10 protein-coding genes and 1 pseudogene are annotated in these 14,984 nt (G+C 50.3%); 9 read left to right on the top strand and 2 right to left on the bottom strand.

Annotated elements, in window-relative coordinates; all coding sequences use genetic code 11:
* Positions 1-44: 44 nt before the first annotated feature.
* From dcuS to BN3772_RS11375, 6 genes are all read left to right on the top strand, one after another.
* Complete coding sequence (gene dcuS / locus BN3772_RS11400) at positions 45-1,652, top strand: DcuS/MalK family sensor histidine kinase (RefSeq protein ID WP_042199510.1); 1,608 nt, start codon at positions 45-47, stop codon at positions 1,650-1,652.
* A 2-nt stretch (positions 1,653-1,654) separates the two neighbouring features.
* Positions 1,655-2,362 carry a response regulator gene (locus BN3772_RS11395; protein WP_042199509.1) on the top strand — a complete coding sequence of 236 codons (708 nt, stop codon included), beginning with the start codon at positions 1,655-1,657 and terminating at the stop codon, positions 2,360-2,362.
* A 231-nt stretch (positions 2,363-2,593) separates the two neighbouring features.
* Entirely contained in the window at positions 2,594-3,949 is a 1,356-nt protein-coding gene (locus BN3772_RS11390; protein ID WP_042199508.1) for a 2-hydroxycarboxylate transporter family protein, read from the top strand.
* A 47-nt stretch (positions 3,950-3,996) separates the two neighbouring features.
* Positions 3,997-5,418, top strand: a complete 1,422-nt coding sequence (locus tag BN3772_RS11385; RefSeq protein ID WP_042199506.1) for an NAD(P)-dependent malic enzyme — start codon at positions 3,997-3,999, stop codon at positions 5,416-5,418.
* Positions 5,419-5,485: 67 nt separating this feature from the next.
* Complete coding sequence (gene ppdK, locus BN3772_RS11380) at positions 5,486-8,191, top strand: pyruvate, phosphate dikinase (RefSeq protein ID WP_209443641.1); 2,706 nt, start codon at positions 5,486-5,488, stop codon at positions 8,189-8,191.
* A gap of 22 nt (positions 8,192-8,213) precedes the next feature.
* Positions 8,214-9,026 (top strand): pyruvate, water dikinase regulatory protein, encoded by an 813-nt coding sequence (locus BN3772_RS11375; protein WP_042199505.1) that lies wholly within the window; start codon positions 8,214-8,216, stop codon positions 9,024-9,026.
* Here the strand turns inward: BN3772_RS11375 and BN3772_RS11370 are convergent.
* Positions 9,002-9,611 (bottom strand): annotated as a pseudogene (locus tag BN3772_RS11370) (helix-turn-helix domain-containing protein); the annotation flags it as partial. The gene BN3772_RS11375 and the pseudogene BN3772_RS11370 overlap by 25 nt on opposite strands.
* Before the next feature lie 242 nt (positions 9,612-9,853).
* Between BN3772_RS11370 and BN3772_RS11365 the strand changes: the two are divergent.
* The 3 genes from BN3772_RS11365 (at position 9,854) to BN3772_RS11355 (ending at position 13,993) form a co-directional block, all read left to right on the top strand.
* On the top strand, positions 9,854-10,459 hold the full coding sequence (locus tag BN3772_RS11365; RefSeq protein ID WP_042199503.1) for a DUF1349 domain-containing protein: 606 nt from the start codon (positions 9,854-9,856) through the stop codon (positions 10,457-10,459).
* Positions 10,460-10,670: 211 nt separating this feature from the next.
* Positions 10,671-13,325, top strand: a complete 2,655-nt coding sequence (locus BN3772_RS11360; protein WP_157643579.1) for a glycoside hydrolase family 28 protein — start codon at positions 10,671-10,673, stop codon at positions 13,323-13,325.
* Positions 13,326-13,333: 8 nt separating this feature from the next.
* A complete protein-coding gene (locus tag BN3772_RS11355) occupies positions 13,334-13,993 on the top strand; it encodes a YczE/YyaS/YitT family protein (protein ID WP_042199555.1) in 660 nt (219 codons plus the stop codon).
* A 683-nt stretch (positions 13,994-14,676) separates the two neighbouring features.
* Here the strand turns inward: BN3772_RS11355 and BN3772_RS11345 are convergent.
* Positions 14,677-14,880 (bottom strand): hypothetical protein, encoded by a 204-nt coding sequence (locus tag BN3772_RS11345; RefSeq protein WP_042199501.1) that lies wholly within the window; start codon positions 14,878-14,880, stop codon positions 14,677-14,679.
* Positions 14,881-14,984: the final 104 nt, after the last annotated feature.

Below are 14,984 nucleotides of genomic sequence, written 5' to 3'. Positions count from 1 at the left end.
CGCACAGGAGCTTTGAATTCAGATAAATGTAGAAGGTGAAGCACATGAAAATCAGAAAAGTAAGATTGCGCCTTCAGACAACGATTACCCTGATGATCTGTCTGGTTGTTGTCTCCGTCCTGATTATTGTATATGTGATGTTTGGCATGAAGTTCTCCAGACAAGCTCAGGAATCGCTGGAAAATAAGGCCATTACTATTGCCCGTACCGTATCGCGTACACCGCTTGTAATGAATGCTTTGCTGGGGAACCCGGATTCGGGTAGCATTCAGGATTTTACAACCGAGATTAGTGATATTAATGACGTTCAATTTGTAGTAGTAATGGATGTGCAGGGTATTCGTCATTCTCATCCCGATACGGCCTTAATCGGCAAGCATTTTATTGGAGGCGATGAGGCGGATGCCTTACACGGTAAGGAGAAAATATCGGTTGCGAAAGGTTCGCTGGGCTATTCTGTGAGAGCGTTCTCACCTATATTCGGACCAGATGGCAGGCTGATCGGTGCGGTAGCCGTAGGGATCTCGCTCAGTAGTGTTCAATCTGCTGTACATCAGAATCAGTGGATCATTTATTCGGGGATTTTAGTTGGCGGACTTATAGGTGTGGCCGGTGCGGTGCTGCTGGCGCGCACAATCAAGCGGATGATGCTCGGTATGGAGCCCTGGGAAATTTCCAAATTGCTTGAGGAGCGGAGCGCAATGCTTCAATCCACCAAGGAGGGTATTCTGACAATAGACAAAAATTCCTGTATCACACTGGTTAACGCAGAGGCAAGGAGACTGATGGGCAGCAAAGGTATAAGCCAAGATCCGGTCAGGAGGCAGATTGAGGAATTCTGGCCTCTCCTAAGGATGGAGAAAGTACTGGAGAGCGGGGAGCCTTTGCTTGATAAGGAGGTTGAACAAAGCGGAATCACATTGCTGGTAAACGTAGTTCCGGTAAGGGTAAAGGGGGTCATTGAAGGAGCTATTGCCACCTTCCGGGACAAGACGGAAGTTAGTCTGCTGCTGGAGCGTCTTTCAGGGATATCGCTATACGCAGAGGCGCTGCGTGCCCAGACGCATGAATTTATGAACAAGCTGCATGTCATAATGGGACTGACCAGTATGCATAGATATGACCGGCTGGAAGAATATTTGAAGGATATCGTACTTAGCATTCAGACAGAAGCGGATTCCGTAGTAAGGCTGGTCAAAGACCCGGTTATGGTTGGCTTTCTGCTGGGTAAGCTCAGCAGGATGAGGGAGGCGGATGTACGATTGATCATTCTTGAAGATGGGGGGCTGCCCGAGGCTGCCAATCACGAAGCTTCCCGGGAGCTCGTCACGATTGCCGGCAACCTGTTGGATAATGCTCTGGAGGCCGTACAAGGTAAGGATAACAGGCTGATCGAGATCGGCTTCCGTTACAGGAATAATAAACTGGTACTCCTTGTCCGCGACAATGGTACAGGAATTTCTGCAGCCGCTGGAGATCATCTGTACGAACAAGGGTATTCCACCAAAGGGAAAGACCGGGGTATTGGGCTGTACCTGGTGCAGCGAAGCGTAGAGATGCTGGGCGGAAGGATTCACTGGGTCAGCCGGGAGGCTGAAGGAACTGAGTTTACTGTAGAGTTACCCTATACAGCGAAGGGTGATGATCATTAACGATGATAAAGGTGCTTATTGTTGAGGATGATCCGATGGTTTCGGAGATGAATAAATTTTATTTACAGCAGGTTGAGGGCTTTCGGGCTGAAGGCTGGGCCAGCAGCGTGAAAGAGGTGCTGGACCTGCTAAATGAAAAGGTCTATGATCTGATTCTGCTGGATATTTACATGAAAGAGAGCAACGGCCTGGAGCTGCTGTCCGAGATCCGCAGGAAGGGCTTGAAAATGGATGTCATCGTTATTTCGGCGGCCAGTGACAAGGAGAGTATTCAGGAGGCTCTGCAAAACGGGGCTGTAGACTACTTGATCAAGCCGTTCGAGTTCTCGAGATTTCGTGCAGCACTGAACGGATATAGGGAGCAGAACTATTTGTTTCGCACCCAGGACCGGCTGAATCAATCGGAGCTGGATAAGCTGTCCCGGTTCAGGAAGGAGCGGACAGCCTCGCAGGGGCTCGCGAAAGGATTCACACGCCAGACGCTTCAGACGGTCTGGAAAGCGGTAGAGGCCTGTGATAAGGAACTGTTTTCCGCGGAGGATATTTCGGCTATTTCCGGAATTTCCCGGGTTTCTGCCGGTAAGTATCTGCTTGGACTTACGGAAATGGAAGTGCTGGAAATGGATATGACCTATGGTAGTGTGGGCAGGCCGGTACAGAAATACAGAATCGCCCCCAATGGAATAACACTGATTATTCAATACCTCTAACACATATATACAAGCCCCTGCCGTGAAATTGCAGCAGGGGCTTATATATGCGCGAGACAATACATACTGATTTCCGCGGTGTCGGTCGGAATCAGAGGTGTTTCTGCTGCCGTTTTTTGATACCGTTTACTTTAAAAATTTACAAAACTCCTTCATTATTTACACAAAAACAAAAGCGCTTTCATAAACGCTATGATGATTTTGTAAATAAGTTAAGGAGGCCAGAATTATATGCAAAAAGTATTTCAAGCTCCACTTCCGGTGCCGGATCAGCAGCATGCACACAATCCAGAGAAACATGGTTTTGCACAGCGGGTCATGCAATTAAAAGTAGGTGTAATTCCGCTTCCGCTGTACGTAGTATTTGCACTCATCATCTTTGCGGCATCTGTGCTTGGCGAGCTGCCTAACGACATGATCGGCGGATTTGCGGTAATTATCGTCCTGGGTGTACTGCTCAGCGATCTGGGCTTCAAGCTTCCGGTTCTGAAAAATATTGGAGGTCCGGCCATTCTCTCGTTAATGATTCCGTCGTTCCTGGTGTTCTGGAATGTACTGGACCCATCGGTAACCGAATCGGTTAACACACTTATGAAAACGTCTAACTTTCTGTATCTCTACATCTCTGTGCTGGTGGCGGGGAGCATTACCGGTATGAACCGGACTACACTGATAAGCGGCTTCATCCGTATCTTCATCCCTATGATGGCCGGAACTGTCGTTGCAGTTGGCGCAGGTCTGGGTGTAGGAATGCTGCTTGGATACAGTGCGCACCGTACCTTGTTCTACATTATTGTACCGATCATTGGAGGCGGCGTCGGGGAGGGGATACTCCCGCTGTCCATTGCATTCTCGCAGATTCTCGGTGGAGAATCCGGTTCCTATGTGGCCCAAATGATTCCTGCAGCAGTAATAGGAAATGTATTTGCGATTATCGGCGCAGGATTGCTCAAGAAAATGGCTGACAAAAACCCCTCCATTACCGGCAACGGTGTTCTGGTGAAATCGAAGGATGGCCAGGTGTTGGGCGGAAGCACCTATGACAGTGAAAAACCTGATTTCCTGCTGATGGGGGCGGGTCTGTTGTTCGCATGCGGGCTATTTATAACCGGCCATCTGCTGTCGCCATTCATCGGCATTCCCGGTCCGATTCTCATGATTTTTACAGCAGCGCTGCTAAAAATATTAAAGCTGCTTCCGTCAAAAATTGAGCAGGGTGCTTATCAGCTATACAAATTGGTATCCGGTACATTGACCTGGCCGCTCATGGTGGGCCTTGGCATGCTGTATATTCCGCTGGAGGACGTGGCTGCACTGATCTCCATTCCTTATATTATCGTCTGCGCAACCGTTATCGCCGCGATGATTCTGACCGGCTATTTTATCGGCAAGTGGATTAATATGTACCCTGTGGAAGCTGCAATAGTAACAGGCTGCCGGGGCGGCCTTGGCGGAACGGGTGATGTTGCGATTCTGTCAGCCTCCGGACGGATGGAACTTATGCCATTTGCACAGATTTCTACACGGATCGGGGGAGCCATTACGGTTGTTGCAGCAACATTACTGATCTCCGTATGGGGTGGATAATTAACATGGGTTATGGACCTTAGATTATCACGCTGGAGGCGATGAGGATGCATCAAATTAACCGGAATCCGTATACATTTACACTTCGTGTCCAATACCGCAGCAGCGATTATCTTGCGAATCTGGTGAGTATCGCCGAGAACTACAAGGGCACCGTGCTGCATGCTGATGTAAAGGTGCTGCGTGAAAATCTGACAAGTGCCGATGTTGTAATTTCCGTAGAGCAGCCTGAGGATCAGAAGTGGATTGAAAAAGCAGTAAACCAGTTGAACGGGGGAGATATTGTGGAATTATTGGAAGAAATCATGTATTTACACAAAGGCGGTAAGCTCGAAACAACCTTGAAGAATCCGATACGGACTAAAGAGGATTTATCCAAAGTGTATACACCGGGTGTAGCTAAGGTCTGTCAGGCAATCGTGCAGGATCATACCCAGGCTTATGAGCTGACGACCAAGAAGAATACAGTAGCTGTCATATCGGATGGAACCGCTGTGCTGGGCCTCGGGGATATCGGACCGAAGGCAGCCATGCCGGTAATGGAGGGCAAAGCTGCGCTGTTTAAACAGTTTGCAGATGTCGATGCTGTGCCGATCTGCCTGGACACTAAAGATACGGAAGAAATTATTGCGATTGTGAAGGCGCTTGCCCCTACCTTCGGAGGGATCAATCTAGAAGACATTTCCTCCCCGCGTTGCTTCGAGATCGAAACAAGACTGAGAAATGAGCTGGATATTCCGGTGTTTCATGATGATCAGCATGGAACAGCCATCGTGGTCCTTGCCGGACTGCTGAACGCGCTTAAAGTATGCGGCAAGAATATAAAGGATGTCAAAATCGTAGTCAACGGTGTCGGGGCGGCTGGGATTTCTGTCTCCAAAATGCTGCTGCACGCAGGAGCGGTGAATTTAATCGGTGTGGATCGGGAAGGCGCCATCAACCGGCTTCACACCTATGACCGGGCACATTGGAGCGACTTCGCCCAAATCACCAATCCGGGACTTGAAACCGGAGGACTGTCGGATGTAATTAAAGGTGCGGATGTTTTTATCGGGGTATCTGCGCCAGGCGTGCTGAAACTGGATGATGTGCTGAATATGGCAAAGGACCCAATCGTATTTGCAATGGCCAATCCCACTCCTGAAATCGATCCGGCCATTGCTGCGCCGCATGTCAAAATTATGGCAACAGGGCGCTCGGATTTTCCGAACCAGATCAATAATGTACTGTGCTTTCCCGGCATTTTCAGAGGAGCGCTTGATTGTGAAGCCTTTGATATCAATGATGAAATGAAGCTGGCTGCGGCAGAAGCTATCTCCTCCGTTATTGATCCGTCCGAGCTGCATGAGCATTATATTATTCCTGATGCCTTTGATCCCCGGGTAGTCGAGAGAATCCGTACAGCCGTTGCCCGGGCGGCATTTGAAAGCGGGGCCGCCAGAAAGAACCTGTTTAGCGGCATCAACTAATATTTCTAAATAGAGACAACGTATTCTGATAATGCAATATGAGCTAACATAGAGGAGGAAAAATAAGATGTCGGCTGAACACATTACAAAGAAACAGGTATACCTGTTCGAAGAAGGAAATGCCTCTATGGTTAAGCTTCTAGGAGGAAAAGGTGCGAATCTGGCTGAGATGACAGCACTTGGCCTGCCTATCCCGCCGGGATTTACGATCACTACGGATGCTTGCAAAAGCTATTACAAGCAAGGCGGCCAATTGCCCGGGGAGCTGCTGTCTGAGATCAGAACGGCTGTTTCAGTCTTGGAAAAAGCGAAGGGCAGCCGGTTTGGTGATCCGAATCAGCCGCTTATGGTATCCGTCCGCTCGGGTTCGGTTACATCCATGCCTGGTATGATGGATACTATTTTAAATCTTGGCCTTAATGATGAAGCCGTTACAGGACTGGCCCGGCAGACGGAAAGTGAAAGCTTTGCTTATGACTGCTATCGCCGGCTGATTGCGATGTATGGAGAGATCGTTCTTGGTGTGCCTTCCCTGTTATTCAGCAAGCAGCTGGCGAATCTGAAGCTTCAGGCAAGCCGGGAAAGTGAATGGGAATTAAACGCCGATGAGTGGAAAGAATTGATAGTTCGATATAAGCAGGTAATTAAGGAGCACAGCGGCATAGATTTTCCGCAGGATGTCTACCAGCAGCTGAATATGGCGGTACGGGCGGTGTTCCGCAGCTGGAATAACGCGCGGGCAAAAGTCTACCGCAGGCTCTATTCCATCCCGCATGATCAGGGAACTGCAGTAAATGTACAGGCGATGGTATTTGGCAACAAAGGGCCGGACTCCGGGACGGGCGTATTGTTTACGCGCAACCCGTCCACCGGATGCAGTGAACTCTATGGCGAGTACTTGCTTAATGCACAAGGCGAAGATGTAGTCGCCGGTATCCGAACCCCCCGCAAGCTGGAAGAGCTGCGGGAGGAGATGCCCGAAGTCTACAATCATCTTGCTGCCTTGGCAGCCGGTCTGGAGACGCATTACAGGGACATGCAGGATATTGAATTTACGATTGAAAGCGGTAAGTTGTATCTGCTTCAGACCCGCAGTGGCAAGCGTACAGCGCAGGCGGCAGTAAAAATCGCCGTTGATCTGTATGAGGATAGAGTAATATCTAAGGAAGAAGCGGTCAGCCGGATCGATAGCGGTCATTTGGATCAGCTGCTGCACCGTACCATCCGTGAGGAAGAAGAACTGAAGCCTCTGGCAGTCGGACTCCCGGCGTCGCCCGGCGGAGCGTCCGGTAAGATCGCCCTTGATGCTGAAACAGCAGAGGCATGGACAAGAAACGGAGACCATGTCATCCTCGTCAGTGCAGAAACATCGCCTGAGGATATTCATGGCATTCTCGCTGCCGATGGTGTGCTGACGGCAAGAGGAGGTATGACCAGCCATGCGGCTGTTGTAGCAAGGGGCATGGGTAAGCCCTGTGTCTGCGGGTGTGATCAGCTGAATATTGATATGAAGCAGCGGGCTATTCAAGTGGGTGATTACAGCCTCAAAGAAGGGGAGATCATTTCAATTGACGGTGCTTCCGGCCGTGTCTATGCCGGTAACGTGCGGCTAAGCGATCCGCAGATGACGCCTGAACTGTTGAAGCTGCTGGAACTGGCTGATGAGATCAAAGAGCTGAAGATCTACGCAAATGCAGATACTCCTGAGGATACCCGTATTTCACGGGAGCTAGGCGCTGAAGGGGTCGGGTTATGCCGGACGGAGCATATGTTCTTTTCAAATACCCGGCTGCCTACCGTACAGTCCATGATCCTCACCGACAGCCGGGAGGAGCGGCTAAGCCTGCTCGAACGCATTCTTCCTATGCAGCAGTATGATTTTGAAGAAATGTTCACGGCAATGGACGGTTTACCGTTGACGATCCGGCTGCTGGACCCTCCGCTGCATGAGTTTTTGCCTAATCTGGAGCAGCTTGAAGAGCAACAGCGAAAATTGCAGCTAACAAGCGGAGCTGTGGAGGAGCAGAGACGTCTGAAAGGGATGATTACCAAGATTCGTAGCCTGCAGGAAAAAAATCCAATGCTTGGACTGCGGGGCTGCCGGCTGGGCATTCAATTTCCTGAAATCTATGATATGCAGATAGAGGCGGTGTTCCGGGCAGCTAAAGCGGCCGCGCAGCGAGGCATTGAAGTACGGCCGGAAATAATGATTCCGCTGGTAGGAGACCCGCGTGAGCTTAAAGAGCTGCGCGAGCTTGTAGATAAAGTGGCTACAGAGGTACTAGGAGCAGCATTCAAGTCGATTCATTACCGGGTAGGCACAATGATTGAAGTGCCGCGGGCGGCTATAATGGCCGATAAAATCGCAGTGTATGCGGATTTCTTCTCCTTCGGTACCAATGATTTAACACAGATGACGTTCGGCTACAGCCGTGATGATGCGGAAAATAAATTTATGAACAGCTATCTTGATCGAAACATCTTATCCGCAAATCCTTTTCAGATGCTGGATCAGGATGGGGTAGGACAGCTCATTGAATGGGCCGTTGCCAGAGGAAAAACGAAGAAATCCTTTCTTAAAACAGGGCTGTGCGGTGAGCACGGCGGTGATCAAAGCTCAATCTTTTTCTGTCAGCGGATAGGTCTTGATTATGTGAGCTGTTCTCCTTACCGGATACCTTATGCCCGGGTAGCAGCTGCGCAAGCGGTTATTGCCGCCCGTATTGAAGCGCCAGGCAAGAAACGGAAAACGGAGAGCCTTCCAGGGAGGTGAGCCCGGTGAAGGGAGGGCAGCAATGTTAACACAACGGCAGATATTTGTTCTCTCTGATTCGGCTGGTGAGACGGCAGAGCGGGTAGCCCGTGCGGCGGTGCAGCAGTTTGAGCTTGGCAATGCCGCCGTGCGCCGCTTCAGGCGGATACAGTCAGAAGAGGAAATTGCCGGGCTGGTGCAGCTGGCACATATGGAGCAATCCTTTATTGTCTATACGCTCGTTCTGCCTGGCTTGAGGGCAGCGATACAACGTGAAAGTGCCAAATGGAGTGTAGCTATAGTAGACATTATGGGACCTGTTATGGAAACTATTCAGCACCATTTTAAACTTACACCCCTGTTGAAGCCGGGCCTGCTGTATGACATGAATGAGGATTATTACCGGCGGATTGAAGCTATAGAATTTGCAGTAAAGTACGATGATGGGCGTGATGCGCGCGGGCTGTTGTTGGCGGATATTGTGCTAATTGGCGTTTCGCGTACCTCTAAGACACCTCTCAGCATGTATCTGGCCTACAAGGGCTACAAGGTTGCCAACTGGCCGCTTGTTCCTGGAGTGAAGCCTCCCAAGGAGCTGTGGCAGATCAGTAAATCCCGTCTGTTCGCCTTGACTATGGATATAGAGGCACTGATCGCAATACGCACGGAACGCTTGCGCCTGCTCGGACTTGGAATGGGGGCAGGCTATATTTCCGGGCTTCAAGTGCTGGAAGAGTATAGTGAGGCTGAGGCTCTGGTGAAATCCCTGAGCTGTCCGGTTATTGATGTTACAAACACATCTATCGAAGAATCAGCAGAGCTTATTATGGAGTGTGGAGTGCCGGAGGAATTGTAGTCGAAGACGACTTCCAAGCTATCCTTAATCAGCCAGTCATGATATTGCCCGAGCAATTCGCCGGAGTGCCATTTATGGGAGTTGGTTTCTTTTTCGGGCGGAGGGGCAATGAACGGCTTATTAACAAAAACATTAAGGACATGCAGGCCGCCTGGTCTTCTCGATACCCGCATCTGAAATATCCAGGGCGCTGACCTCATACCCGTTCCGGGCCATGAAGACGGCGTCTTTTCCTTCCCCGCAGCCGATATCCAGCACCTTCAAATGTTTGGTGGGAGGCATAAGCTGCAGCACCTGATAACATACCATGTAGGGCTCGGTTCCCCAGTAATATTCCTGCGTTTTGTAGACATCCTCATAGATCGAAATAGGCCGGTCCTGTGAGGTATACCCTAGCAGCTTATCTATGCTTACTTCCAAGGTTGCAGACAGCTGGGGCAGCAGCGAAATGTCGGGCATGGACTGGGCATTTTCCCATTCGGACACGGCCTGAAATGACAGTCCGAGAATTTGTGCAAGCTCCTCTTGGGTAAGTTTCTTTTCCTTGCGGTATATACTGATGTTTCTGGCTAATTTTTCCTTCATGAGTCAGTATTCACGCTCCTTTTCTGTGTAGTCCAATTCTATTGGATATTTATGGAACGGACAATAACCTGTTGTTCGATTATTGCGGGGAGTTCAACTGATGGTTGAGTGCAGCCCGGATTGTTCAGATTGTGCTATCAGGTTGAGAAGAATCGTTCTACACGAAACGGCAGCTCCAGTGATAGAATTATTTACTGTAGTGTGAAAATTTACTAATCCTGAATGAGCTGGAGGGAAATTGAATGGATCACAAGGATTTCAGCAGCTTTAATTGGCTTAATGAAAGCAGCATCCGGTATGAGAACGAAGCAATGGTATTGTACGCTCCGAAGGATAGTGATTTCTTTTGTAACAACGGGACGGTATCTGAAGAAGGAATTACGCCGAGCTCGCTTACCAATGCCCCGTTTTTTTACACAGAGGTTTTCGGTGATTTTGTGATGCGGGTTAAGGTAAGCCATGATTTCCGGGATGTATATGATTCTGCTTCGGTTATGGTTATGAAGGATCTCGGGGTCTGGGCCAAGCTGTGCTTTGAATTGACAGATTTCGATACCCATGCTGTTGTAAGTGTAGTGACGAATCCGTTATCCGACGACGCAAACGGCAACAATATTGACGGGGATTCAGTATGGCTCCAGATTACCCGTGTCGGCCAGGGCTTTGCGTTTCATTATTCGTTGGACGGTGACCAGTTCTACATGGTTAGATTCTTCAATTTACCGGTGGAGGAGAATGTAAAGGTGGGCTTCGTTCCGCAGGCTCCTACTGGTAACGGCGGAGACAGAACCTACTCTGACTTCTCATTAGAGAAGAAAACGGTGAAGAATATCAGAGCAGGCATATAGCTTTGTCCGGCAATCAAACCCGCTAGCGGCATCGAAATAAGCCGGCGGGTTTTTGCATGTATATTTTTGTAGACCAGCCGTTATCGGATCACGCAGGAAATCCCCCGCTTTACGTAGAATGAGAACGGTAGACCAACAGCCAAGAGACAGCAGCAGAGCAAATTGCGGGAGAGAATCTATCAGCATGCTCCCGGATAAAATGGAGGCTATTATGTTTCAGGTAACAGAAGCAACGGGATGCTCTTTTGACAGAACCTATCTATTGAAGGAAGATCGGCGGTTCGATATCCGTGATTTCGGTGCGGGTGCGAAGCATTCAGCGGTGGTGAATACTTCGGCAATTAATAAAGCTATTCAGGCTGCATCAGCAGAAGGCGGTACTGTGGTTATACCTGAAGGCAGCTTCAGAGTGTACACGATCCGTCTCTTGAGCGGCGTTAATCTATACTTGTCCCAAGGCAGTATCCTGTCCGCAGCCAGAACGGATATCACTCAGTCCTATGAGCTTCAGCTTGGTGAGGGCGGCAACTATGACGAGCCGGAGGTCAATCTCTATGTGGGCCTGCAGGATCACGGTCATACGTATTTTGCCAACAGCCTGATATATGGTGCAGATATCCGTGATGTAATGATCTACGGTCCGGGGCTGCTTGATGGAAGCTCGCTGAATGATCAGGGGGAGCTGGAGCAGATTCTGATGGGCGGGGACCCGCATGAGCCAATCCGCCGTAACGGGCCTGGGCATCAGGGTGAATGGTTCGGGAACAAGGCGATTGCACTGGTGCGGTGTGAGAATATAGCCTTCTGCGACTTTTCGATTCTGGCCGGCGGCCATTTTGCGATTATTACGACTTGTGTAAAAAATATGCACGTGGAGCATATTCTGGTCGATACGAACCGCGATGCATTTGATGTAGACTGCTGCGAGAATGTAACGATTGTGCACTCCGCCTTTAATTCTTTGACCGATGACGCCATTGTGTTAAAAGCCTCCTACGGCGGCGGAATATTCATGCCGCTGCGAAACGTGCTGATTGAAGACTGCATCGTCAGCGGCTATGACATAGGCTCCGTATATGCGAAAACGTATACACAGGACAAGCTGATCGCTACCGACCGCTGCGGCCCTACCGCCCGGGTTAAGCTGGGAACGGAATCAACCTGCGGATATGATCTCGTTACGGTGCGCCGTGTCCGGTTTAAACGCTCCAGGGGTTTTGCGCTTGAGGCTGTTGACGGTGCGGATCTGAGCAATATTATATTTGAGGATTCGACTATGGAGGATGTCAGCAGCTCGCCGATCTTCATCAAAGCGGGAGACCGCGGACGGTTCCCTGTTACGGGTAACAGCACCGGGGAGGACTTTATACCGGCCGGGGATGCGGAGCCGAATGTCAGACTGGATCAGAGTCACTGGGTGCTGCCGGCCAAGGAGCCGTATCAGGTGTATCCGGCGAGGCGCTATCTGCCGTCGTATAACAGAACACGTATCGTTTCTGCAGACGGCTCCTCCTCTTTTACCATTGTAGATTCTGAGCAGCCTCTCCGGCTGAATCCGGCCAATGTCCATGAAGAGAACGGCAGATGGTATGCTGTCTGCTACGATGAGCTGACGAAGAAATATGTGCCGGATTATAGTAAAGAGCTGAAGGAAAGCGAGCTTCCCCTTTACGCCAATGCGAACGGCAGCGAGCATATTGCTTATGTTCACGACATTATCATCCGTAATATTACGGTTAAGAATGCCGATCCCCGTTATCCGATTGAACTGATGGGCCTGATGGGCAGCCGGATTAAGAATGTATCCATTAGCAACCTTAAGGTGGAGTACCGCGGCGGCCTGAGTCTGGAGCATGCGGTGGAGCAGCGTCAGCTGAATACGAACTGGGAATATGCCCTGTATCGCGGTCAGAAGCGCAGTGTGCAATCGCTGCCGTGGCTGGTGAACACCTTTTTTCTGAAAAATGAAGGCCTGCTGCCCCGGGTGGAATGGAATCCGGAAGCCGGAGTGTGGAAGGACGCGCCGTTTAATGTACCGGAGCTGCCGGAGGTTTATCCGGAGCCGAGCAACTGGGGAATTCTGCCGGCCTACGGGCTGTACGCGAGACATGTAGACAATCTGTATCTGGATAACATAGAGCTGCGTTACCTGACAGAGGATACCCGGTATCCTGTTGTACTCGATGATGTAGTGCACGGCTCGCTTCAAAATATCCGCGTTGACCATGCTGAAGGCGTTGAAGAGGTTGTACTGGTGAAGAACCGGTGTAAACGCCCGGCAGGACTGGAATATGTAACGGACTATCCGTATGAGCAGACTGCTGTGGTGGATGTAACGATAGACAGTGGGCTGTCTGTCACAACGGTAGAAGTCACTGCACCGGCTCCGGGTACGCCGAAGGACAGGCTGTATCCGTACGAAACGGTAGCTATTCCGGATAATGGCTATAGCCTCCCGGTTGAGACGGGAGAGTATCCTTTGCCGCAGACAGTATTCCGGCCTTTCTTTGCATATGTACCGGAGCAGAGTGTTCAGGCGGGGGAAGAGTTATCTTTTACTATTGTGGCCAGACAGCCGGCATATGAGGTGTCTGCTTACGAAACGGACGGCAGGATTTATAATGAAACCAGCTCCGTCAAGGACCCGGTAGTGCGGGGGATTGCGGAGCCGATGATTTTGACAGCAGGGGCGCTGCCGGAGGGGGCTTGCTTTGATACAGCCTCTTTTGTTCCGGGACAGGCCTGTACGTTCAGCTGGACGCCAGCTGCTGATGCGGTACGCGACGAGGCTTATGTAGTAGAATTCATTGCTGATGACGGGATCCTTCCGGTTAAGCTGGAAGTCAGCATTAAGGTGACGGGATGAGCCGGACGATGGGATATATTAAGGGACTAGATCCCAGACGGCTGATCATTATGATTATCGGCAATATATTTTTGGGGATGGGGATTAGCATTTTTAAGCTGTCCGGTATGGGGAATGATCCCTTTAGCGGCATGGTAATGGCCCTGGCAGACCTCAGTTTTATCAGCTATGCTAATTTTCTTATCCTGCTAAATGTAGTGCTGTTCGTAGTGGAATGGATTACCGGAAGGAAGTTTATCGGAGCGGGGACGTTCGTTAATGCTATTCTTCTGGGGTATATCGCCACCTTCTTTTATGACATCTGGATCGATGTGCTGGGTGAGCCTCGGCAGCTCTGGTATAAGGTGATCACAGTGGCAATCGGCGTAGTGGTCTGCAGCTTTGGAGTCTCCCTGTATCAGTCCTCGGATGTGGGGGTAGCCCCGTATGATGCACTGTCTCTGATTATGAAACTCCGCTTTCCGAAGGTTTCGTATTTCTGGCACCGGATGTTCACCGACGCGCTTTGTGCGCTGGTCTGCTTCCTGGCAGGAGGGATCGTTGGACTCGGAACGCTCGTATCCGCATTTGGACTGGGACCAATCATTCATTTCTTTGATGTGCAGTTTACGAACAAGCTGCTGGGCAAAAAGAGTACACACACAAACGGCGGCCCCGTCTCTCTGTAAAGGCTGTCGGCGATAATAGAGAGCGACTGAAGGATGATGCAGAGCGATAGTGTGTGAAGAATGATGCGGAGCGATAGTGCTTAATGATAATAAGGTATCCTGGGCCAGCAGTCAGCTGCGGACCGGGATACCTTGTTTAATATGTGTGGTAAACCCCAATACGCCAATGCGCCGACTGAATTTGGTTAGCCCGTACCTGAGTAAAGAGGGAAATCCAGCCAACGGAGCTGAAAACACCCTGTCCGGGTTAAAACAACGTCAAAAATGCCTCTGATTCCGCCGAAAGTGGGCGGAATGAGTAAATGAAAGGCAAAAGTGCCTCTGATTCTGCCGAAAGTGGGCAGAATGGGCGAATGAAAGGCAAAAGTGCCTTTGATTCTGCCGATAGTGGGCAGAATGGGCGAATGAAAGGCAAAAGTGCCTCTGATTCTGCCGAAAGTGGGCAGAATGGGCGAATGAAAGGCAAAAGTGCCTCTGATTCTGCCGATGGTGGGCAGAATGGGCAAATGAAAGGCAAAAGTGCCTCTGATTCTGCCGAAAGCGGGCAGAATGGGCGAATGAAAGGCAAAAGTGCCTCTGATTCCGCCGAAAGCAGGCGGAATGAGCGAATGAAAGGCAAAATTGCCTCTGATTCCGCCAAAAGCAGGCGGAATGGACGAAATAAAGGGAAAAATCCCTGCTGCTTAGTCCGCGCGGTCCTTATTGTCCTCATGATCCGGGGCAATCCCGGGTGCGGTTACCTCATGGTCGTTCCCCAGCACTGCGCCGACGATCTCGTCGAGCTTGCCTGCTGCTCCTGTATCGCTATCCGCCTTGGAATCCGGCTCAGGGATCGGGTGTACACCCGGTTTGCGCCCGTCCAGCGGGGCTTCCTTGTTGTCCTTCATTTGGATAATCTCCTTTCGATGTGCAGACTCTAGCTTAGGATGTGTCACCAAAAGCCGTTCTATGTAACGATAACCGCCACCGGGCACAGTGAACCATGCTGCTG

Source organism: Paenibacillus camerounensis (assembly GCF_000723885.1).
Lineage (GTDB): Bacteria > Bacillota > Bacilli > Paenibacillales > Paenibacillaceae > Paenibacillus_AQ > Paenibacillus_AQ camerounensis.
This window is presented reverse-complemented; position numbering and strand designations above follow the sequence as displayed.

What these genes read in the sequence shown, in the direction of transcription:
- BN3772_RS11385 (WP_042199506.1), top strand. Translation starts at nt 3,997, where the DNA reads ATGCATCAAATTAACCGGAATCCGTATACATTTACACTTCGTGTCCAA.
- ppdK (WP_209443641.1), top strand. Translation starts at nt 5,486, where the DNA reads ATGTCGGCTGAACACATTACAAAGAAACAGGTATACCTGTTCGAAGAA.
- BN3772_RS11395 (WP_042199509.1), top strand. Translation starts at nt 1,655, where the DNA reads ATGATAAAGGTGCTTATTGTTGAGGATGATCCGATGGTTTCGGAGATG.
- BN3772_RS11345 (WP_042199501.1), bottom strand. Translation starts at nt 14,880, where the DNA reads ATGAAGGACAACAAGGAAGCCCCGCTGGACGGGCGCAAACCGGGTGTA.
- BN3772_RS11355 (WP_042199555.1), top strand. Translation starts at nt 13,334, where the DNA reads ATGGGATATATTAAGGGACTAGATCCCAGACGGCTGATCATTATGATT.
- BN3772_RS11360 (WP_157643579.1), top strand. Translation starts at nt 10,671, where the DNA reads ATGTTTCAGGTAACAGAAGCAACGGGATGCTCTTTTGACAGAACCTAT.
- BN3772_RS11375 (WP_042199505.1), top strand. Translation starts at nt 8,214, where the DNA reads ATGTTAACACAACGGCAGATATTTGTTCTCTCTGATTCGGCTGGTGAG.
- dcuS (WP_042199510.1), top strand. Translation starts at nt 45, where the DNA reads ATGAAAATCAGAAAAGTAAGATTGCGCCTTCAGACAACGATTACCCTG.
- BN3772_RS11390 (WP_042199508.1), top strand. Translation starts at nt 2,594, where the DNA reads ATGCAAAAAGTATTTCAAGCTCCACTTCCGGTGCCGGATCAGCAGCAT.
- BN3772_RS11365 (WP_042199503.1), top strand. Translation starts at nt 9,854, where the DNA reads ATGGATCACAAGGATTTCAGCAGCTTTAATTGGCTTAATGAAAGCAGC.